The 19,902-nt window shown below is 69.8% G+C and carries 17 protein-coding genes and 1 riboswitch; of the genes, 14 read left to right on the forward strand and 3 right to left on the reverse strand.

All coding sequences use genetic code 11. The features are described 5' to 3' along the window. Positions 1-4: 4 nt before the first annotated feature. A complete protein-coding gene (locus SSP08S_RS31770) occupies positions 5-523 on the reverse strand; it encodes a VOC family protein (RefSeq protein WP_019071699.1) in 519 nt (172 codons plus the stop codon). A 169-nt stretch (positions 524-692) separates the two neighbouring features. Here SSP08S_RS31770 and SSP08S_RS31775 point away from each other — a divergent pair, with 169 nt between their 5' ends. After that, positions 693-1,157 (forward strand): hypothetical protein, encoded by a 465-nt coding sequence (locus SSP08S_RS31775; RefSeq protein ID WP_158697229.1) that lies wholly within the window; start codon positions 693-695, stop codon positions 1,155-1,157. Here SSP08S_RS31775 and SSP08S_RS31780 read toward each other — a convergent pair. Next, positions 1,132-2,034: a LysR family transcriptional regulator gene (locus SSP08S_RS31780; RefSeq protein ID WP_019071701.1), complete on the reverse strand. Its 903-nt coding sequence runs from the start codon at positions 2,032-2,034 to the stop codon at positions 1,132-1,134. The two genes, SSP08S_RS31775 and SSP08S_RS31780, sit on opposite strands and share 26 nt — an antisense overlap. Positions 2,035-2,208: 174 nt before the next feature. Here SSP08S_RS31780 and SSP08S_RS31785 point away from each other — a divergent pair, with 174 nt between their 5' ends. Continuing rightward, entirely contained in the window at positions 2,209-3,147 is a 939-nt protein-coding gene (locus SSP08S_RS31785; RefSeq protein ID WP_026179000.1) for a family 2A encapsulin nanocompartment shell protein, read from the forward strand. A gap of 662 nt (positions 3,148-3,809) precedes the next feature. After that, positions 3,810-5,441 (forward strand): family 2A encapsulin nanocompartment cargo protein cysteine desulfurase, encoded by a 1,632-nt coding sequence (locus SSP08S_RS31790; protein ID WP_245607995.1) that lies wholly within the window; start codon positions 3,810-3,812, stop codon positions 5,439-5,441. A 64-nt stretch (positions 5,442-5,505) separates the two neighbouring features. Here SSP08S_RS31790 and SSP08S_RS31795 read toward each other — a convergent pair whose 3' ends face one another. Then, positions 5,506-7,191, reverse strand: a complete 1,686-nt coding sequence (locus tag SSP08S_RS31795) for an ABC transporter family substrate-binding protein (RefSeq protein WP_019071705.1) — start codon at positions 7,189-7,191, stop codon at positions 5,506-5,508. Between the two features lie 182 nt (positions 7,192-7,373). Between SSP08S_RS31795 and SSP08S_RS31800 the strand changes: the two genes are divergently transcribed. The 11 genes from SSP08S_RS31800 (at position 7,374) to SSP08S_RS31850 (ending at position 19,855) form a co-directional block, all read left to right on the forward strand. After that, entirely contained in the window at positions 7,374-8,360 is a 987-nt protein-coding gene (locus SSP08S_RS31800) for an ABC transporter permease (protein ID WP_019071706.1), read from the forward strand. Beyond that, positions 8,357-9,256: an ABC transporter permease gene (locus SSP08S_RS31805; protein WP_019071707.1), complete on the forward strand. Its 900-nt coding sequence runs from the start codon at positions 8,357-8,359 to the stop codon at positions 9,254-9,256. The genes SSP08S_RS31800 and SSP08S_RS31805 overlap by 4 nt, the downstream gene beginning before the upstream one ends. Continuing rightward, a complete protein-coding gene (locus SSP08S_RS31810; RefSeq protein WP_019071708.1) occupies positions 9,253-11,052 on the forward strand; it encodes a dipeptide ABC transporter ATP-binding protein in 1,800 nt (599 codons plus the stop codon). The genes SSP08S_RS31805 and SSP08S_RS31810 overlap by 4 nt, the downstream gene beginning before the upstream one ends. Before the next feature lie 36 nt (positions 11,053-11,088). Continuing rightward, a complete protein-coding gene (locus SSP08S_RS31815) occupies positions 11,089-12,153 on the forward strand; it encodes an LLM class flavin-dependent oxidoreductase (protein WP_019071709.1) in 1,065 nt (354 codons plus the stop codon). 6 nt (positions 12,154-12,159) lie between these two features. Next, positions 12,160-12,693 (forward strand): P-loop nucleotide/nucleoside kinase family protein, encoded by a 534-nt coding sequence (locus tag SSP08S_RS31820; RefSeq protein ID WP_019071710.1) that lies wholly within the window; start codon positions 12,160-12,162, stop codon positions 12,691-12,693. Between the two features lie 33 nt (positions 12,694-12,726). After that, positions 12,727-12,836: riboswitch (SAM riboswitch) on the forward strand. Between the two features lie 232 nt (positions 12,837-13,068). Continuing rightward, on the forward strand, positions 13,069-14,694 hold the full coding sequence (locus SSP08S_RS31825; protein ID WP_019071711.1) for an ABC transporter substrate-binding protein: 1,626 nt from the start codon (positions 13,069-13,071) through the stop codon (positions 14,692-14,694). Continuing rightward, positions 14,691-15,773: an ABC transporter permease gene (locus SSP08S_RS31830; RefSeq protein ID WP_019071712.1), complete on the forward strand. Its 1,083-nt coding sequence runs from the start codon at positions 14,691-14,693 to the stop codon at positions 15,771-15,773. The genes SSP08S_RS31825 and SSP08S_RS31830 overlap by 4 nt, the downstream gene beginning before the upstream one ends. A gap of 3 nt (positions 15,774-15,776) precedes the next feature. Further along, positions 15,777-16,757, forward strand: a complete 981-nt coding sequence (locus tag SSP08S_RS31835) for an ABC transporter permease (RefSeq protein ID WP_019071713.1) — start codon at positions 15,777-15,779, stop codon at positions 16,755-16,757. After that, a complete protein-coding gene (locus SSP08S_RS56265; protein ID WP_019071714.1) occupies positions 16,750-18,414 on the forward strand; it encodes a dipeptide ABC transporter ATP-binding protein in 1,665 nt (554 codons plus the stop codon). The genes SSP08S_RS31835 and SSP08S_RS56265 overlap by 8 nt, the downstream gene beginning before the upstream one ends. Then, the gene (locus tag SSP08S_RS31845; protein ID WP_019071715.1) at positions 18,411-19,637 is read left to right on the forward strand and encodes a dipeptidase; all 1,227 of its coding nucleotides are present in this window, start codon (positions 18,411-18,413) and stop codon (positions 19,635-19,637) included. Before SSP08S_RS56265 ends, SSP08S_RS31845 begins: the two co-directional genes overlap by 4 nt. After that, positions 19,613-19,855 carry a DUF6059 family protein gene (locus tag SSP08S_RS31850; RefSeq protein ID WP_019071716.1) on the forward strand — a complete coding sequence of 81 codons (243 nt, stop codon included), beginning with the start codon at positions 19,613-19,615 and terminating at the stop codon, positions 19,853-19,855. The genes SSP08S_RS31845 and SSP08S_RS31850 overlap by 25 nt, the downstream gene beginning before the upstream one ends. The last annotated feature ends 47 nt before the right edge of the window (positions 19,856-19,902 follow it).

Here is a 19,902-nt window from a genome sequence, read left to right on the forward strand (position 1 = left end):
CTTGTCACCGGGGCGCGTTGGACATGGCCTCAAGGTGTGCGAATCCCTGGGCGGCTTCCTCGTCCAGCTCCATGACCTCGACGAAGTGGCCCAGTTCGGCCGTCATGTCGAGATAACCGAAGCGGATGGCGCCGCTGTCCCCGAACTGCTTCCACGTCCTGCCGCTCGCGGCGACGATCGCCGACGCCTCGTCGAAGTCGTCGACACGGAAGCCCAGATGATGCAGCGTCGCCGGTTCCCCGGGCCGGACGGCACCGCGGTAGAGGTCGACAGCGCCGCCGACGGGACGGATGATCTCCAGGTTGGTCGGCCCGGCGTTGACCAGCGCCACATCGATGACCCACTCGTCGGCGGGCGCACCGTCCACCACCACGAAGGGGGCGCGTGGGGCGCCGGCACTGACCGGCGGCAGGCCGCCGCCCAGCGACGACTTGAAGTGCTTGACGCACCGCACGGTCCCCAGCCTCGACTCCAGGAACGAGGCCGCGGCGTCGATGTCGTCCGTCACATATCCGAGCTGCATGAAATTTCGGAAGAGGTCACTCAATGACCGCACTCGGCACCCCCTGCTCTGGCTGGCCCGGTTGACCACGGGCATCGAATGTCCACCCGGCACCCACGGTCGTCCACCGGATGTCCCACCAGACGGAATCGGCGACGTCGGCGCGAACCCCGCGTGGCACGATGCGGCGATGACCACATCCAGCGCGGGGGCGGCTCAACTGCCCGTGGACCGGGCCGCGATCGAGCACCGGCTCATCACCATGCGCAAGTCGGTCGGCCAACTCGACTCGCTCGGCGCGCTGGACAGCGCCCGCCTGGCCGCCGATCCGGGGGCCGGTCTCGTCATCGAGCGCATTCTGGCGCTCTTGTACGACCTGGCCGCGGCCGTCAACCGGGCCGCGCTACCGGGGACACCAACAGCCTCGTTCGGAGCAGCCGAGAAGGCCGGAATGATCGACGCCGAACTGGCCTCCGCGCTCGCACCGGTGGACGGCCCGCACCACGTCCTCGTACAGCTGTGTCTGGACACCGAACCCGAGAAGGTCCCCGCGATCGTGGAGGCCGCGCGGTCCGGATACCGGGAGTACGTACGGCAGGTGACCGACTGGATCACCGCTGATGAACCGGTCAGGTCGGCCATTCCGGTTCGGTGACGGTCGCGGCGAGTGCGTCGAGGAGCACCTGGGCGGGCTGGGACGCGGGCGGCTTGCCGTGGACGGCGGCCACGACCTGGCGGCGCATGCCGGGGACGCGGTGGAGGCTGACCCCGGGGTGCCGATTGGCGAGGAGGGTGAGGCCCGGCAGCAGGCTCACACCGAGCCCGGCCGCGACGAGCGCCTGTACGGCCACGTAGTCGTCGGTCTCGAACTCGACCACCGGCTCGAACCCGGCCCGCCCGCAGGCGGCGACGAGATGCTCGCGGCAGCGCTCGCACCCGGCGATCCAGCGCGCGTCGGCATAGGTGGCCAGCTCGGCCCGGGGGCCGTCCCAGCACCGGTCGGCCGGGGTGACCACGTACAACGGCTCGTCGAGCAGCGGTGTCATCGTGGTGTCGCGGCGGTCGCGCTGCGGCGGATCGCCGTGCTCGAAGATCAGCGCCACGTCGACGTCGTTGTTGCGCAGGGCGTTGAGCGCGTCGGGCGGTTCGGCCTCGCGCAGGGTCAGTTCGACGGCGGGATGTTCGGCGGACACGCGGGCGGCGGCGAGCGGCACCAGGGTGGCCAGCGCCGAGGGAAACGCGGCCAGCCGGACCCGGCCGGTGCGCAGTCCGGCCAGCTCGTCCAGTTCCGCGTGCACGGACTCCACCTGCGCGAGGATCGACTCGGCCCGGTCCACCAGCAGCCGGCCGGCCTCCGTGAGCCGGATACCGCGCCCCATCCGCTGCAGCAGCGGAACCCCGACCTCGGCCTCCAGCTTGGCGAGTTGATGACTCACCGACGGCTGGGCGTAGTGCAGTGCCTCGGCGGCCGCCGTGATCGAACCCTCGCGGGCCACGGCGACCAGGACACGCAACCGACTCAAGTCGATCATTTGTGAATCATAGACCGCGTCGATGACAGCCTCGAAAACACACATTGGACCATTACCGGGCTCACTGCGACGGTGAATCGATAGTGGGTGCGAGAGATCTCGGCCGTACCTGTCCCGTCGGCGATCTCACCCCTCACGCCTGCCCGGATCCCGGGCGCCGAAAGGAGATGGCGCATGACCACGGCTGTGAATCCACCGTCGCGATCGATGTCGGTGAGCGACAGCGCGGCGCGGACCCTCGCGAACGCCACCAAGACCGTTCCCCAGATGGCCTCCATCACGCCTCGCTGGCTGGTCCATCTGATGTCCTGGGTCCCGGTCGAGGCCGGCATCTACCGGGTGAACAAGGTCGTTCACCCCGAGTCGGTGCGCATCGAGTGCGACAACTACGACGAGTCGCCGCTGCCGGACACCTTCGTCGACTACGAACGCGAACCCCGCGAGTACCGGCTCAAGGCGGTTCAGACCGTCCTGGACCTGCACACCCGCATCTCCGATCTCTACTCCAGCCCGCACAACCAGACCGCGCAGCAACTGCGGCTGACCATCGAGGCGGTGAAGGAGCACCAGGAGGGCGAGCTGATCAACAGCCCGGAGTACGGGATGCTGGCCAGCGTGGCGGACACCCAGCGGATCTCCACGATGGCGGGCCCGCCGACCCCGGACGACCTCGACGCCCTCATCACGAAGGTGTGGAAGCAGCCCGCCTTCTTCCTCACCCACCCCGAGGGGATCGCCGCGTTCGGCAGGGAGTGCACCCGGCGAGGCGTACCGCCGGCCACGGTCAGCATGTTCGGCTCGCAGTTCCTGACCTGGCGTGGCCTGCCGCTCGTCCCGTCGGACAAGGTCCCGCTGGAGAACGGCAGGACGAAGTTCATCCTTCTCCGCACCGGCGAGTCGCGCCAGGGCGTGGTCGGACTGTTCCAGCCCGGGCTCTCCGGCGAGCAGGGCATGGGCCTGTCGGTGCGCTTCATGCAGATCGACCGCAGCGCCATCGCCTCCTACCTGATCTCCCTGTACTGCTCCCTCGCGGTCCTCACCGACGACGCGCTCGCCGTCCTCGACGACGTCGAGGTCGACAAGTTCCATGACTACGCGCCGAGTTACCGGTAGCCATGACCACGCCCCCAACCACCGGTAACGAAGCCGCCCCGGCGTGGCTGCCGGACGAGGAGACGCTGAGCCGGATGGCCGGGGAGTTCTTCCGAGCACTCCCCGGGCAGCCGGCGGCGACCCCGGAGCCCCCGGCCCCCGACGTTCCGACGCAATGGCCGACACCGGCCGGCCTGCCGCTCGCGGACACTTCTTCTACAGCGACCACGGCAGTTGCGGGGCCGTCGGCTGCGGGGCCCGCGCTTGCGGTACCCGGGGGTCCGCCGGCTCCGGGCCCGATTCCGTCCGCGCCGGTCGGTCTGTCGACGGCCGGCCTGACCTCTGCCACGCCGGTCGGTCTTCCGACCGACGGCCCGTCGCCTGCCGCGCCGACCGGGCTGCCGTTCGCGGACTCGTCTCCTACGGCACTTGCCGGGCCGTCGACTGCGGGGCCCACGGGCTCACCCGCCCCGGGCCCGAGCTCAGCCGCGCCGGCCGGTCTTCCGAACGCCGGCCTGTCCTCTGCCATGCCGGCTGGTCTTTCGACAGTCGGCCCGTCGTCCGTCACGCCGGTCGGTCTGTTGGCGGCCGGTCCGTCGTCCGCCACGCCGACCGGACTGCCGCTCGCGGATTTCGCGCCTGCGGTTTCCAGCGGCACGCCGGCCGCGGACCCATTGCCTCCGATGCCCACCGGCATCCCGTCCATGGACCCGCCGCCCCCGGCGCCGACCGCCGGAATGAGCCCGCCGTCCGGGCCGCCCCCGACCAGTGCCCCCGCCACGTTCATGGCGAGCCCTTACGCGGTGGGCGCGCCGGGCGGAGCCACCCCGGAGGCATCGGCCCCGCCGGTGGCCCCGGGGCCACCGCCCGTCCCGTCGCCGGCCGCACCGGCCCAACTCCCGGACCCCGGGCCGTACTACTTCCTCACCGAGGCCGCCGGGTACCCCGCCGAGGCACCGGAGCTACCCGGCTTCGGGCACCTCGGGCTGCCGCAGCTGCCCGAGATGATGGCACCGACGGCGACGACCGCGCCGTACTACTTCGTCCAGGAACCCGACGTATCCGGCGCGCCGTTGGGGCTACCGCTCGACCAGCACCCGGCCTTCGACGTGCAGGCGGTGCGCCGGGACTTCCCGATCCTGTCCGAGCTGGTCAACGGCCGTCCGCTGATCTGGCTGGACAACGCCGCGACCACGCAGAAGCCGCAGGCGGTGATCGACCGGCTGGTGGAGTTCTACTCGCGGGAGAACTCCAACATCCACCGCGCGGCACATGAACTGGCCGCCCGGGCCACGGACGCCTACGAGGGCGCGAGGAAGACCGTCGCGCGGTTCATCGGGGCGGGCTCCGCCGAGGAGATCGTGTTCGTGCGGGGCACCACCGAGGCGATCAACCTCGTCGCCAAGGCATGGGGTCCGGCGCACATCCGCGCGGGCGACGAGATCGTGCTCTCCCATCTGGAGCACCACGCCAACATCGTGCCCTGGCAGATGCTGGCGGAGCAGACCGGCGCGGTGATCAAGGTGATCCCGGTCGACGACAGCGGCCAGTTGCTGCTCGACCAGTACACCGCCCTGCTGTCCGAGCGGACCAAGCTGGTAGCGGTCACCCAGATGTCCAACGCGCTCGGCACCGTCGTACCGGTCGAGCAGATCATCGAGATCGGGCACCGGGCCGGGGCACGTGTCCTGGTCGACGCGGCCCAGTCCGTCCCGCATCTCCCGATCGACGTAAGGGAGTTGGACGCCGACTTCCTGGTCTTCTCCGGGCACAAGCTGTTCGGACCGACCGGGATCGGTGTCCTCTACGGCAAACGGGAGGTCCTGGAGGACATGCCTCCGTGGGAGGGCGGCGGCAACATGATCACCGACGTCACCTTCGAGAAGTCCAGCTTCCAGCCGCCGCCGGGCCGTTTCGAGGCCGGTACGGGCAACATCGCCGACGCCGTGGGGCTGGCCGCCGCCATCGACTACGTCGAACGCATCGGCCTGCCGAACATCGCCGCCTACGAACACACCCTGGTCGAACACGCCACCGAGGGCCTGCGGTGCGTGCCCGGGCTGCGGTTGGTCGGCACGGCTCCGAACAAGGCGAGCATCGTGTCGTTCGTCCTGGACGGCTACGAACCGGCCGAGGTGGGCACCGCGCTCAACGAGGAAGGAATCGCGGTGCGTTCGGGCCACCACTGCGCGCAGCCGATCCTGCGCCGGTACGGCCTGGAGGCCACCGTCCGGCCGTCGTTCGCGTTCTACAACACGCACGCCGAGGTGGACACACTGATCTCGGCGGTCCAACGGCTCGCGGACCGCCGCTAGCCGAACGCGCCACCACAACGGGTACGGCGGAGACCTGTCCGAGGTCTCCGCCGTACCCGTCGGGTCACTTCTTCAGCCAGCCCACCTTCGTGTAGTCGACGTCCGCGAGGCCGCTCGCGCCGTAGTTGGCGAGGTTCGAGCGGACCGCGAGGACCTGGGGGCGCTGGTAGACCGGGATCGAGTGGCCCAGAGCCCAGATCTTGGCGTCGGCCTCGTTGTAGAGCTTGTTCGCCTCGGTGGTGTCCGTGGTCTCGGTGGCCTTCTTCAGCAGGGCGTCGACCTCGGGGGAGCCGACCGAACCGTAGTTCTGGTACAGGTTCTTGCCGGACGGCTCGCGGTAGATCGGGTACGCCTGGGAGCGGAAGATCTGGTCGACCCAACGGAAGCTCGTCAGGTCGAAGTTGCCGATCGTGACGTACTTGGAGAAGTAGTCGTTCGTCGGCACCTTCACGATGTTGAGCTTGATGCCGACCTGCGCCAACTGCGCCTGCACCAGCTCTGATTGGTCCACCTGCGCGGAGGTGGAACCCGCGCTGAGCGTGTAGCCGAGGGTGAGTTGCTTGCCGCTCTTGACCCGCTTGCCGCCCTGGAGCTTCCAGCCCGCCGCGTCCAGCAGCTCGCCCGCCTTCTTCAGGTCGTACGTGCCGTAGGTACCGGAGTTGTCCTGGTAGCCGGCCTGGTTGGGCATGAAGAAGTGGCTGCCGTACGGCTTCAGTTGGACGGGGAGGTCCTTGCCGAAGGCGGTGGCGATGGACTTGCGGTCGATGGCGTGCTGAAGTGCCTGGCGGACACGCACGTCCTTCAGTGGACCGCGCGCGCCGTTGAACTCGATGTGCACCTCGTCCCAGCGGGCGCCGACGCGGATGTCGGTGCCCGCCGCCTTGTACAGCCGCTTGTAGTCCTCGGGCAGGAGCGCGGCGGCGTAGTCGATCTCCTTGTTGAGGTAGGCGTCCGTCCAGGCGGTGTAGTCCAGGGCGCGGTAGACGATGGAGTCCAACTTGGGCTTCGTTCCCCACCAGTTGGGATCCGGTACCGCCGTGATGGTCTGCGCGGTCTTGTCGTACGAGGAGATCTTGAAGGCGTTCCCGGTGATCGGGATCTTCTCCGTCCAGCCCTTGTTGAACTTGTCCGGGGTGTCGATACCGGCGGCCGGCAGCAGCGGGTTGAACAGGTGCTTCCAGTCGGCGTAAGGCGTGGTGAAGGTGACCTTGACCTGGTGCGCGTCCGCGCCCTGTTCGACCTTGCCGATCTGTTCGTAGCCGGAGGTGTCGGCGGCCTCGTACGCCTTGTCCGTGCCGTTGTTCGCCTTCCACAGGGCCTCGAAGTCCCGCCAGTCGATGGCCTTTCCGTCGGACCACTTCGCCTTGGGGTTGAGTTTGTAGAGGACCGTCTGCGGGCTGGTGGAGGTCACCGCGACGGAGAGCAGGAAGTCCGTGTCGGGGTGGGACTCGCCCTGGGCGTCCGCCCAGAACAGCCGGGGCTCCACGAGCTCGTTGATGTCCTGCGCGTCGCCCTGGTTGCCGTTGGCGGTGTAGCGGTTGAAGTCCGCGATCCACTGCGAGATCGCCAGCTTGAGGGTGCCGCCCTGCTGGATGTCGTTCAGCGGACGGGCGTTGATGGCCTGGCTTCCTGCCGGGGCCGCGCTTCTCTGCGCGACGGGTTTGCCGTCGTCGGAGGAGCCGCAGCCGGTCACCAGTAACGCGGTGGCCGCGGTGGCGGCGACCCAGGCTGCGGCGGAGGTCTGTCGCATGTCGGTGTCCTTCGTGAGGCCGGTGGTCGTCAGTGGGGGGCGCCGGAACTAGGGGTGGGCGCGCCGGACTTCAGGTGGATGTACCGAACGTAGAACGGCCTACGACCCTCGGGGGAGACCCCCTGGACACCTGACATGTTCTCTTCATGAAGTGGCAACAAGACACCTGGACCATTTCTACTGTGCCTGCCTACCTGGCCAAACGACTCGGCTACTACGCCCTGTTGCTCCTGGCCGCCGTCTGCCTCTCCTACCTGCTGGCCTCGCTCGCGCTCCACCCGCGCGAGTACTACGCCGGCCGGCAGCCGCCCATCCCCGCGGCCTCGGTGAACCACCATCTCGACGAGATCGGCGTCAACGACCGCACCCCACTGTTGAACCGCTTCCTGCGCTGGTCAGGGCATGCGGTCCGCGGCGACCTCGGCGAGACCATCGACGGCACCTCCGTCGACGCCGAGTTCGGCCGCCGACTCGGCGTCAGCCTGCGGCTGTTGCTCGCCGGGACCGTGTTCGGGACCGTCGTAGGAGTGCTCGTCGGGGCCTGGACGGCGGAGCGGCAGTACCGGTTCAGCGACAGGGCCGTCACCCTCGCCTCCTTCGCGTTGCTCTCGACTCCCGTTTTCCTGCTGGCGATTCTTCTCAAGACCGGCGCGATCTGGTTCAACCAGTCGACGGGCACGGACCTGATCCAGTTCACGGGAGAGAAGAGCCCCGGCGTGACCGGCGGCCTCTGGACGGTCCTCAAGGACCGGAGTGTGCATCTGCTCCTGCCCACCCTCTCCGTCGCCCTCTTCGCCGTCGCGAGCTACAGCCGCTACCAGCGCAACACGATGCTCGACGTCCTCGGCTCGGACTATCTGCGCACCGCGCGGGCCAAGGGCCTCGCCCGCCGCACGGTCTTCCTCAAGCACGGACTGCGGACGGCCCTCATCCCCATGTCGACCTACTTCTCCTACGGCTTCCTCGCGCTGTTCACCGGCGCCATCTTCACGGAGACGATCTTCGGCTGGCACGGCATGGGGGAGTGGTTCATCGCGTCCATCGGCAAGAACGACGTGAACTCGGTGGTCGCCGTGAACCTCTTCGCCGCCGTCACCGTGCTGCTCTCCGGCTTCCTCGCCGACCTCCTGCACGCCGCGCTCGACCCGCGCATCCGGCAGGCGTCATGACCACGGCCGTCATCGCCGAAGAGGCACCCGTCGCCGCCCCGCCCGCCGGCCGCGCCACCGTCGTCCTGCGCCGCTTCCTGCGCAACCGCACCGCCCTCGGCGGAGCCGTCGTCCTGGTGCTGCTGTTCCTGCTGGCCTTCGTCGGGCCCTACGCCACCAAGTGGTCCTACAGCCACATCGACTACACCGCGCTGCGGGCCGCACCCGGCGCCGACCACTGGTGGGGCACCAACCGCATCGGCCAGGACGTGTTCGCGCAGACCGTGCGCGGCCTGCAGAAGTCCCTCGTCATCGGACTCCTCGTCGCCGTGCTGTCCACCGGACTCGCCTCGCTCGTCGGCGCCTGCGCCGGATACTTCGGCGGCTGGACCGACCGGCTCCTCATGTTCCTCGTGGACCTGCTGCTGGTCTTCCCCTCCTTCCTGATCATCGCGATCGTCTCGCCCCGGCTGAACTCCAGCGGCTGGTTCGCCCTGGTCGGGCTGCTGGGACTCTTCGCGTGGATGATCACCGCCCGGGTCGTGCGGTCCATGACGCTCTCCCTCAAGGAACGCGAATTCGTGCGCGCCGCACGGTACATGGGCGTGGGACCCTTCCGGATCATCTGGCGGCACGTGCTGCCCAACGTCGCCTCCTTCCTCATCATCGACGCGACCATCCAGGTCGGCGGCGCCGTGATGAGCGAAACAGCCCTGTCGTACTTCGGCTTCGGCGTCCAGCCACCCGACGTCTCGCTCGGCACGCTGATCGCCGACGGGACGAGCGCCGCGGTCACCTACCCCTGGATGTTCTTCTTCGCGGCCGGGCTCCTGGTCGTCTTCGTGCTGGCGGTGAACCTGGTGGGCGACGGGCTGCGGGACGCGCTGGACCCCACCTCGAAAGGGGCCTCCCGGTGAGCCCGATCCTCCAAGTGACCGATCTGGACGTCGACTTCGACGGACGGCCCGCCGTGCGCGGGGTCGCTCTCACCCTCGAACGCGGTGAAGTCCTCGGCCTCGTCGGCGAGTCGGGCTCCGGCAAGTCAGCGACCGCGCTCGCGGTCCTCGGACTGCTCCCGGGCAACGCCCAAGTACGCGGATCCGTACGGCTCGACGGGCAGGAACTCGTCGGCGCCTCGGAGAAGCAGCTCACCCGAATCCGCGGCAGCCGCGTGTCCATGGTCTTCCAGGACCCGCTGTCCGCGTTCACGCCCGTGTACCGGATCGGCGACCAGATCGCCGAAGCCGTACGGGCCCACCAGGACGTCTCCCGCGAACAGGCACGGCAACGAGCGGTCGAACTGCTCGACCTCGTCGGGATCCCCGAACCCGCCCTGCGCGCAAGGGCCTTCCCGCACGAGTTCTCCGGCGGCATGCGCCAGCGCGCGATGATCGCCATGGCGATGGCCAACGACCCCGACATCATCCTCGCCGACGAACCGACCACCGCCCTCGACGTCACCATCCAGGCACAGGTGCTCGACGTCCTGCGCACCGCGCAACGCGAGACCGGGGCCGCGTTGCTCCTGGTCAGCCACGACCTCGGTGTCATCGCCGGGACGGCCGACCGGGTCGCCGTGATGCACGAGGGACGGGTCGTCGAGTCGGGCACGGCCGTCGACGTCTTCGAGCGGCCCCAGGAGCCGTACACGAAACGGCTGTTGGCCGCCGTGCCCCGGATGGACACCCCGCGCGCGCCCCAACCACCGACCGGCGAAACGGTGTTGAAGGTACGCGGACTCACCAGAACCTTCCCCCTCCTCAAGGGAACGGCCTTCAAGCGCCGCATCGGCTCCGTGTACGCCGTCGACGGCGTCGACCTCGACATCCGGCGCGGCGAGACACTCGCGCTCGTCGGCGAATCGGGGTCCGGGAAGTCGACGACGCTCTTCGAACTGCTCGAACTGGCCCCGCCGGAAGGCGGATCGATCGAGCTGTTCGGCAACGACCTCGCCGGGCTCGGGAAGGCGGAGACGAAGGCTCTGCGCCGCCGTGTCCAGATCGTCTTCCAGGACCCGATGGCCTCCCTCGACCCGCGCATGCCCGTCGGGGACATCGTCGCCGAGCCGCTGCGCACCCAGGGCGCCGACCGGGCGACGATCGGCCGGCGGGTGCCTCGACTCCTCGCACAGGTCGGCCTGGACCCGGCCCACGCGGAGCGCTACCCGCACGAGTTCTCCGGCGGCCAGCGGCAGCGCGTCGGCATCGCCCGCGCGCTGTCCGTCGAACCCGAACTGCTCGTCCTCGACGAACCGGTCTCGGCACTCGATGTCTCCGTCCAGGCCGGAGTGCTCGAACTCCTCCAACGCCTCAAGGAAGAACTGGGCCTCGCCTACCTCTTCGTCTCCCACGACCTCTCCGTCGTACGGAACATCGCCGACCGCGTGAGCGTGGTGTACCTCGGACGCACGGTCGAGGCGGGCCCCGTGGACGAGGTCTTCGAACGCCCCCGGCATCCCTACACCCAGGCCCTCCTCTCCGCCGTACCCCTGCCGGACCCGACCCGCGAGCGGGCACGGCAACGGTCGCGCATCCTGCTCGCCGGGGACCCGCCGAGCCCGACGCGACGCTACGACGGCTGCCGGTTCCGGGCCCGCTGCCCGCTCCGCCCGCACCTGGGGGAGAGGGAGCGGAAACGATGCGAGCAGGAGGCGCCGGTGTTCGACGGGGACGGGGCGGCCTGCCACTTTCCGCGGGTACGGGAGGTCGTCTAGGTGCCAGCCCTCGGACAATCTGCGATCGGACCCACGATGAGCCCGGAATTCCTCTGGTACATCCCCAACACCGTCGAGCCTGGCCACCGCGGCGACGACACGACGGACGGCTGGGGCTCCATCGAGTACTCCACCGACCTCGCCCGCACCGCGGAGCGGCACGGCTGGGGCGGTGCGCTCCTGGGCACCGGGTGGGGGCGCCCCGACACCTTCACCGTCGCCACCGCGCTTGCCGCCAGGACCACCACCTTCAAGCCCCTGATCGCGGTCCGTCCCGGCTACTGGCAGCCGGCCCAATTCGCCGTCGCGGCAGCGACTTTGGACCAGCTCAGCCGCGGCCGGGTCCTGGTCAACATCGTCAGCGGCCTCGACAACCTGGCCGCCTACGGCGACACCCGCAGCGATCCGGCCCAACGGTACGCGCGCACCCGGGAGTTCCTGCATCTCGTACGACGGCTGTGGACCGAGGAGGACGTGACGTTCGCCGGTGAGCACTTCCAGGTGAGCGGGTCCACGGCGGCACCCCGCCCCTGGACGACGGCCGACAGAGCGCATCCGACCCTGTACTTCGGCGGCGCGTCCGAGGCCGCCGAACGGGTGTCGGCGGCCGAGGCGGACGTGCAGCTCTTCTGGGGCGAGCCGCTCGCCGCGCTCGCCGAACGCATCGACCGGCTCAGGAAGTTGAGCGACCAGGTCGGCCGTCGGCACCGCCCGCTGGAGTTCGGCCTGCGGATCACCACCGTGGTGCGCGAGACAACGGAGGAGGCATGGCGGGTGGCCGAGGAAAGGGTCGCGCGCATGGCGGCGGGTCCGAGTGACGAGTTGACGTGGACGGGGAACCGGAAGACGGCAGTCGGACAGCAGCGGCTCTACGACCTCGCCGCCCGGGGCGAGGTGCTCGACACCTGCCTGTACACCACGCCGGGGACGGTCGGCGGCGGGGGAGCGGCGACAACCTGGCTGGTCGGCTCCGCCGCCGACGTGGCCGCGGCGCTGGACGACTACCGCAAGCTCGGCATCACACACTTCGTCCTCTCCGACACGCCCTACAAGCAGGAGATCGTCCGCATCGGAGACCAACTCCTGCCCCGGCTGCGGTGATTGCGGGTGCTGTCGAACGCCGCGCTCGTCGTCATCGGCGGACTCCCCGGCACCGGGAAGACCACGCTGTCCCGACTCCTGGCCGCACGCATCGGGGCGGTGCACCTGCGCGTCGACACCATCGAGCAGGCGCTCGTCCGCTCCGGACTGGCGCGACACCCGGTCGGGCCGGCCGGCTATGTCGTCGGGTACGACCTGGCCGAGGAACACCTCCGACAAGGGCTCACGGTGGTCGCGGAGTCGGTCAACCCGCTGGCCGTCACCCGGGACAGCTGGCGCGACGTGGGGGCCAGGGCGGGCGTGCCGACCGCGGAGGTCGAAGTCATCTGCTCGGATCCGGCCGAGCACCGGCACCGCGTGACCTCCCGCTCGGTCGACATTCCCGGTCTGACGCTTCCGGACTGGGAGGAGGTCCGCCGACGCGACTACGAACCCTGGAACCGTGAGCACATCACCCTCGACACCGCCGGAGCCGTGCCGCAGGAGTCGCTCAACTCCCTTCTCCATCGCCTGGATTCACTTCGACCAGGAAACTCTTGACGCCGAGAGAACAGTCGATCTACGGTGAGCGCGAGCTACGAGTTCCGGTGATCAAGCCCTGGCTGGCCGGACGGCAACCCTCGACGCAGTGGGGTGCCCCAGGTGACGGCTCGGCGGATGTTCCTGTTCTGCAAGTGCGTTCCCACCGGCCCTGGTTGTCGGCGACACCCCTAGGAGGACGACGTGGCGAACGGCCTCGTGCTGTGCTCCCGGCGTCATGTGGATCTGCTGCTGGTCTCCAGCTGTCTCTGTCACAGCTGACCGCTCCTCGCACAGCACCTCCACCCTCACCCTTCACGCGACAGCGCGCGCCCGGCATGTCCTGCCTGCCGCACCCCTTTCGCGCACCCACCCATGCGGAGACAGAGACCAGCCATGGCACACTCCAGCACCGTCAGACCCCTCAGCGCCCTGTCCCTCGGCACGGCCCTCCTGGTCGCCCTTACAGGCTGCACCAGCAGCAAGACGTCCACCGGCTCCGACGGCCCGACGATCACCGTCGGCACCACCGACCAGGTGACCAGCCTCGACCCGGCGGGCGCCTGGGACGCGGGCTCCGGCACCATCGAGAGCGAGGTCTACGCGACCCTCCTCAGCGTGAAGAACGGCGCCACCGAGGTCTCCCCGGACCTGGCCACCGGCATCAAGCTGACGGGTCCCAAGGAGTACACGGTGACTCTGAGGAAGGGCCTGAAGTTCGCGAACGGCCACCAACTCACCTCCTCCGACGTCAAGTTCAGCTTCGACCGCACGCTGAAGATCGCCGACGAGAACGGCCCCTCGTCCCTCCTCTACAACCTCGCCTCGGTCGCCGCCCCGACACCGACCACGGTCGTCTTCACCCTCAAGTCCGCCAACGACACCTTGTTCCCCCAGGTGTTGTCGACCGCGGCGGGCTACATCGTCGACGAACAGACCTTCCCCGCGGACAAGATCCTCGACGACAAGACAATCGTCGCGGCCAAACCGTGGAACGGCCCGTACGGCGTCACGAGCTACGACAAGAACTCGCTGGTCTCCTTCACTCACAACAGTGACTACGGCGGCCAGTTGGGCACCCCGAAGACCAAGAACATCCAGCTCAAGTACTACACCGACGCCAGCAACCTGAAGCTCGACGTCCAGCAGGGCACGGTCGACGCCGTCTACCGCACCCTCACCACCGCCGACCTCGACGACCTGGCCAAGAAGAAGGACATCAAGGTCCACACCGGCTCGGGCAACGGCATCCGCTACATCGTCTTCGACTTCCAGACCCAGCCCTACGGCACCAAGACCAAGGACGCCGACAAGGCCAAGGCACTCGCCGTCCGCCAGGCCGTCGCCGACTCCGTCGACCGGGCCCAACTCGCCCAGCAGGTCTACAAGAACAGCTACCAGCCGCTGTACAGCTCGGTACCCGACGGACTCACCGGCGCCACCGACTCCTTCAAGTCCCTCTACGGCGACAAGAAGGGCGGCCCAGACAAGGCGGCCGCCGCCGCACGGCTCAAGGCGGCGAAGGTGACCACCCCTGTCACCCTCAACCTCCAGTACAACAGCGACCACTACGGCTCGTCCTCGGCCGACGAGTACGCCCTCGTCAAGACCCAGCTCGAAGCCACCGGGCTGTTCAAGGTGAACCTCCAGTCCACCGAGTGGACGCAGTACGGCAAGGACCGCGTCAAGCACCTCTACCCGCTCTACCAACTCGGCTGGTACGCGGACTACTTGGACGCCGACAACTACCTCTCGCCCTTCTACTCGGCCAACAGCTGGGTCGCCAACGGCTACGACGACCCCGCCGTACGCTCGCTGATCCTGAAGGAGGAGACGGAGATCGATCCGGCCAAGCGCACCGAACTCCTCAAGGAGGCGCAGGACAAGGCCGCCGCGCAGGTGCCGCTGCTCCCGCTGCTCCAGGGGTCGACCGCGATCGTCACCCGTACCGACGTCAGCGGTGTGCCGGACGCGTTGACCAGCGCGTACACCTTCCGTTGGGCAGGACTCTCGAAGAAGTGAGCGCCCTGACGCAGGACACCCCCGGCGCCGTCGCCACCCCGGCCGACGGCGCCGCCGGGTACGGACTCGCCCGCTACCTGGTGGTCCGCTTCCTCCTCATCATCCCCACCGTGTTCATCCTGGTCAGCCTGGTCTTCTTCCTGATGCGCGCCACCGGCGACCCGATCAGCGCGGCGTTCGGCGACCGGCTCACCCCGGACCAGCTCCAGGCGAAGCTCCACCAGGCGGGCTACGACCGGCCGTTGCTCACCCAGTACCTGGACTATCTGAAGTCCCTGGCCACCGGCGACTTCGGCCGCACCGTCACCGACAACGAACCGGTCACCCACGTCCTGGGCACCTACGGCGCCGCCACCGTCGAACTCGCCTGCTACGCCCTCCTGGTGGCCCTCGCCGTCGGTGTGCCGCTGGGCATGGTGGCGGCCACGTACCGGGACCGGGCGCCCGACGCGGCCCTGCGCCTGTTCGCCGTCCTGACCTACGCCACCCCCGTGTTCTTCGCGGGCCTGCTGCTGAAGCTCGTCTTCGCCATCCAACTCGGCTGGCTGCCCGCGTCCGGCCGGGCGAGCACCGACGTCCAGCTGTTCCTCCAGAACCAGACCAGCACGACCGGCTTCTACCTCGTCGACGCCATACGCAGTGGTGACGGGGCCGCCGTCGCCGACGTCCTGGAGCACGCCGTACTGCCAGGCGTGGCCCTCGGCCTGCTCGTCGCCGGCATCCTGCTGCGGCTGGTGCGCACGAACCTGATCGGCACCCTCGGCGCCGACTACGTCGAGGCGGCCCGCTCCCGGGGCGTGGCGCCCTTCCGCTTGGTGACGCGACACGCGACCCGACCTGCGCTGATCCCGGTCGTCACCGTCCTGGGACTCCAGGTCGCCGGGCTGCTCGGTGGCGCGGTGCTGACGGAGACCACCTTCGAGTGGAAGGGTCTCGGCTACGAACTCGCCCACTATCTGACGGTCCGTGACTTCCCGGCGGTGCAGGGCATCGTGGCCCTGTTCGCCGTCGTCGTGGCGGTGACGAACTTCCTCGTCGACGTCGTCGCGGCCCTCATCGACCCCCGAGTGAGGTATTGAGCCGTGGCCCAACTCCTCGTGCGACGGCCCACGTTGCTGCCGGACCGCCTCCGCGCACGCCTGCGCACCGGTGGCCCGGTGCAGCGCGCGATGCTCCTCACCGGCGCCCTGCTCACCGTGCTGTTCGTCCTCACCGCCCTCCTCGGACCGCTCCTCGCACCGTACGGATACGCCCAACTCCAGGACGGGGGAAGGCTGTTCGGGTCGCAGCAACACCCGAGCGGCGCCCATCCGCTGGGTACCACCATCGCCGGGTACGACGTGCTGTCCCGCACGGTGTGGGGCGCCAGGACCGCGCTGGAGATCATCCTCGCCGCGCTGCTGCTCTCGGTGGTCCCCGGCACCGTTCTCGGACTGGCCTCCGGCTATCTCGGCGGGCGCCTCGACCGGCTGCTGGTGGGGCTGGCAGACGCGCTCTACGCGTTCCCGCCGCTGCTGCTCGCCATCGTCATGTCGATCGTGATCAGCGGCGGACAGTCCAGCCTCGTCGGCGGCCTCGGCGCGGCGGCCTGCTCGGTCGCGGTCGCGTTCGTGCCGCAGTACTTCCGTGTCGTACGGGCCGAGGTGACCCGGGTGAAGGCGGAGCCCTTCGTCGACGCGGCCCGGGTGATCGGCACCGGCACCTGGCGGATCATGTTCCGGCACGTCCTGCGCAACTCGGTCCGCACCCTCCCCCTGATCTTCACCATCAACGCCTCCGAGGCCATCCTCACCCTCGCCGGACTCGGCTTCCTCGGCTTCGGCATCGAACCCAACTCTGCCTCCGAGTGGGGCTACGACCTCAACCGCTCGGTCGCGGACGTCACTTCGGGCCTGTGGTGGACCGCGATCCCACCGGGCCTGGCCATCGTGCTCACCGTGCTCGGCACGACCCTGCTCGGCGAGAGCCTCACCGACCTCGCCGACCCGCGACTGCGACGACGCGGCGGTACGAGCACGAAGGCGACCGCCACCGCAACGGACGGAGGTGCGGACGATGACTGACCTCCTGCGCATCGAGGACCTGCACGTCACCTTCGACACCGACGCCGGCGCGGCGCCCGCCGTGAAGGGCGTGAGCCTGTCCGTCGCCCCCGGCGAGATACTCGCCCTCGTCGGCGAGAGCGGCAGCGGCAAGACCGTCACCGCCAAGTCGGTCCTGGGGCTGCTGCCCGCCACCGCGACCGCCCACGGCCGGGTCCTGCTCGGCGACGGCACCGCCGACCCCGCCGAGGACGTCCTCGCCGCGTCCCCCGCCCGGCTGCGCGCCCTGCGCGGCACCCACGCAGCGATGGTCTTTCAGGAGCCCTCCACCGCGCTGAACCCCGTGTTCACCATCGGCTGGCAGCTCACCGAAGGCCTGCGCGCCCACGGACACGGCGGCAGCAAGGCCGAACGCCGGACGCTTGCCGTCGAATGGCTCGACAAGGTCGGCATACCCGACCCCGCCACCCGCGTGAACCACTACCCCCACCAACTCTCCGGCGGCCAGAAACAGCGCGCCGTCATCGCCATGGCCCTCGCCCTCGGCACCCGGCTCATCGTCGCCGACGAGCCCACCACGGCCCTCGACGTCACCGTCCAGGCGGAGATCCTCGAACTCCTGCACCGCTGCCGCACCGACTTCGGCACCGCCGTGCTCCTCATCACCCACAACATGGGCGTCGTCGCCGACCTCGCGGACCGGGTGGCCGTGATGAGCGAGGGCGAGGTCGTCGAACAGGCCCCGGTACGCGAGCTGTTCGCGGCGCCCGCCCACCCGTACACCCGCGAACTCCTGGCCGCCGTACCGGTCTTCGGGGAACAGAGCCGGACACCGACGTCCACGACGGGCGACGAGCAGCCCGTCGTACGGGCTGCCGAGCTGGTCGTGGACTACCCCGGGCGACTGGGCAGGAAGGGCTTCCGCGCGGTCGAGGGCGTGAGCTTCGAGATCAGGCCGGGCGAGGTGCTCGGACTGGTGGGGGAGAGCGGCAGCGGCAAGACCACCATCGGCCGGGTGGTCGCCGGTCTGACCGCCGCGACCGGCGGTGAACTCACCGTGTTCGGCGAGCCGTTGACGGCTCGGCGTCGCACGCGCGGCCGGGCCGGACACATCGGCTACGTCTTCCAGGACCCCGCGGCCAGTTTCAATCCGCTGCTCACCATCGCCGACAGCGTCGCGGAGCCGTTGACCGTCCACCGGCGCGAACTCGGGGCCACGGCGATCCGTGCCGAGGCCGAGGCGTTGCTGAACTCCGTTCATCTGCCCCGGAGTTACGCCGACCGCTATCCGCACGAACTCAGCGGCGGACAGCGTCAGCGCGCGGCCCTGGCCCGGGCGCTCGCCCTGCGGCCCCCACTGATCATCGCGGACGAACCGACCTCGGCCCTCGATGTGTCCGTCCAGGCGAAGGTGCTCGACCTCTTCACCGAACTGCAAAGGGAGTTGGGCTTCGCGGCGCTGTTCATCAGCCATGACCTCGCGGTGGTGGAGCAGGTCGCCGACCGCGTCGTCGTACTGCACCGGGGCCGGATCGCCGCGTCGGGATCCACCGCCGCGGTGCTCGGCAACCCGCAGGACGACTACACGCGGCGGCTGGTCGCCTCCCTGCCCGTCGCCGACCCGGTACGGCAGGGCCGCCGCGAGCACGCCCTCGACGAAGGAGTGGCAAGCACATGACCGACACCGTGGTGGACCTCGTCGAAGAGGTACTGAGCAGTACTCCCGTCTTCGACGGTCACAACGACCTGCCCGTGGCGCTGCGTGCCCGCTCCGGCTACAGCGTCGAGGGGCTCGACGCGGGACGTGCCGACCTCCACACCGACCTGCCCCGGCTGCGCGCCGGCGGGGTCGGCGCACAGTTCTGGTCGGTGTACGTCTCGTCCCAACTCCCCGAACCCGAGGCCGTGGTGGCCACGTTCGAGCAGATCGACGCCGTGTACCGGCTCGTCGCCCGCTACCCGGACGCCCTGCGGATCGCCTACACCGCCGGCGACGTCGAGCGGGTGATCGCCGACGGACGGATCGCCTCGCTGCTCGGCATCGAGGGCGGCCACAGCCTCGCCGAGTCACCGGGCGTCCTGCGGTCGTACGCCCGGCTCGGTGTCCGCTACGTGACCCTCACCCACAACGACAACACAACCTGGGCGGACTCGGCCACCGACGAGCCCGGCGTCGGCGGCCTGAACGACACCGGCCGTGCGATCGTCGACGAACTCAACCGCACCGGCGTGCTGGTGGACCTCTCGCACGTCGCCGAGTCCACCCAGCGCGCGGCGCTCGCCGCCTCGACCTCACCGGTACTGTTCAGCCACTCCTCGGTACGCGCCCTCAACGATCACCCGCGCAATGTCGCCGACCCGGTCCTGGAGCTGCTGAGGGGCAACGGCGGTGTCATCCAGCTCACCTTCGTCCCGTACTTCATCTCGGCCGAAGTCGCCGAGTGGGCGCGGGAGTTGCAGGCCGAACGCGAACGTCTCGGGCTGCCCTCGCAGCCCTGGAGCTGGCCGCGCGCACCACGGCCGGGAGAGGATCCGGCGCAGGTCGCCGAGGAGCTCGCGGCCGGCTTCTCGGCGAGCGCCGACGACCGGCTGCGGCGCTGGACCGAGGAACATCCCCGGCCCGAGGTGACGGTGGCCCAGGTCGCCGATCACGTCGAGCACGCCCGCGAGGTGGCCGGGCGCGATCACATCGGCCTCGGCGGCGACTACGACGGCGTCGACCACCAGCCCACCGGACTCGCCGACGTCTCCGGCTACCCGGTGCTGCTGCGCGAACTCGCCGACCGCGGCTGGTCCCGGTCCGACCTGGAGGCCCTGACCGGCCGCAACGTGCTGCGCGTCCTGCGCGAGGCCGAGGACCGCGCGACCGAACCGCTGTGGCCGACGGCTCCGCTGCGGTGAGCCGCGAACGCCGATGGGCCGACGCGTTCGCCCGGTGGGTACCGGGGCTGCTCGCGATCGGCTGCTGCCTGGGGGGACTTCTGCTGCCCGTGGTCCCCGCGCGGAGGCCGGGCCCGTACGACGGACCGCCGTCCGGGCATCCGGAGTGTCTCGCCACGCACATCCCGCCGACGGACGTGGAGCGGGAGTTGTGGTCCGCGCTCGATCAGAGGGTCTGAACAGGGTGCGGCGGTCCGCCGGCGCCAGGTGTCCGGGCGCGGGCGGA

It is taken from the genome of Streptomyces hokutonensis, from assembly GCF_000376565.1.
Lineage (GTDB): Bacteria > Actinomycetota > Actinomycetes > Streptomycetales > Streptomycetaceae > Streptomyces > Streptomyces hokutonensis.

Coding starts and splice junctions, on each gene's coding strand:
- SSP08S_RS31770 (WP_019071699.1), bottom strand. CDS start 523: ATGCAGCTCGGATATGTGACGGACGACATCGACGCCGCGGCCTCGTTC.
- SSP08S_RS31795 (WP_019071705.1), bottom strand. CDS start 7,191: ATGCGACAGACCTCCGCCGCAGCCTGGGTCGCCGCCACCGCGGCCACC.
- SSP08S_RS31845 (WP_019071715.1), top strand. CDS start 18,411: ATGACCGACACCGTGGTGGACCTCGTCGAAGAGGTACTGAGCAGTACT.
- SSP08S_RS31785 (WP_026179000.1), top strand. CDS start 2,209: ATGACCACGGCTGTGAATCCACCGTCGCGATCGATGTCGGTGAGCGAC.
- SSP08S_RS31815 (WP_019071709.1), top strand. CDS start 11,089: ATGAGCCCGGAATTCCTCTGGTACATCCCCAACACCGTCGAGCCTGGC.
- SSP08S_RS31825 (WP_019071711.1), top strand. CDS start 13,069: ATGGCACACTCCAGCACCGTCAGACCCCTCAGCGCCCTGTCCCTCGGC.
- SSP08S_RS31805 (WP_019071707.1), top strand. CDS start 8,357: ATGACCACGGCCGTCATCGCCGAAGAGGCACCCGTCGCCGCCCCGCCC.
- SSP08S_RS31780 (WP_019071701.1), bottom strand. CDS start 2,034: ATGATCGACTTGAGTCGGTTGCGTGTCCTGGTCGCCGTGGCCCGCGAG.
- SSP08S_RS31775 (WP_158697229.1), top strand. CDS start 693: ATGACCACATCCAGCGCGGGGGCGGCTCAACTGCCCGTGGACCGGGCC.
- SSP08S_RS56265 (WP_019071714.1), top strand. CDS start 16,750: ATGACTGACCTCCTGCGCATCGAGGACCTGCACGTCACCTTCGACACC.
- SSP08S_RS31790 (WP_245607995.1), top strand. CDS start 3,810: ATGCCCACCGGCATCCCGTCCATGGACCCGCCGCCCCCGGCGCCGACC.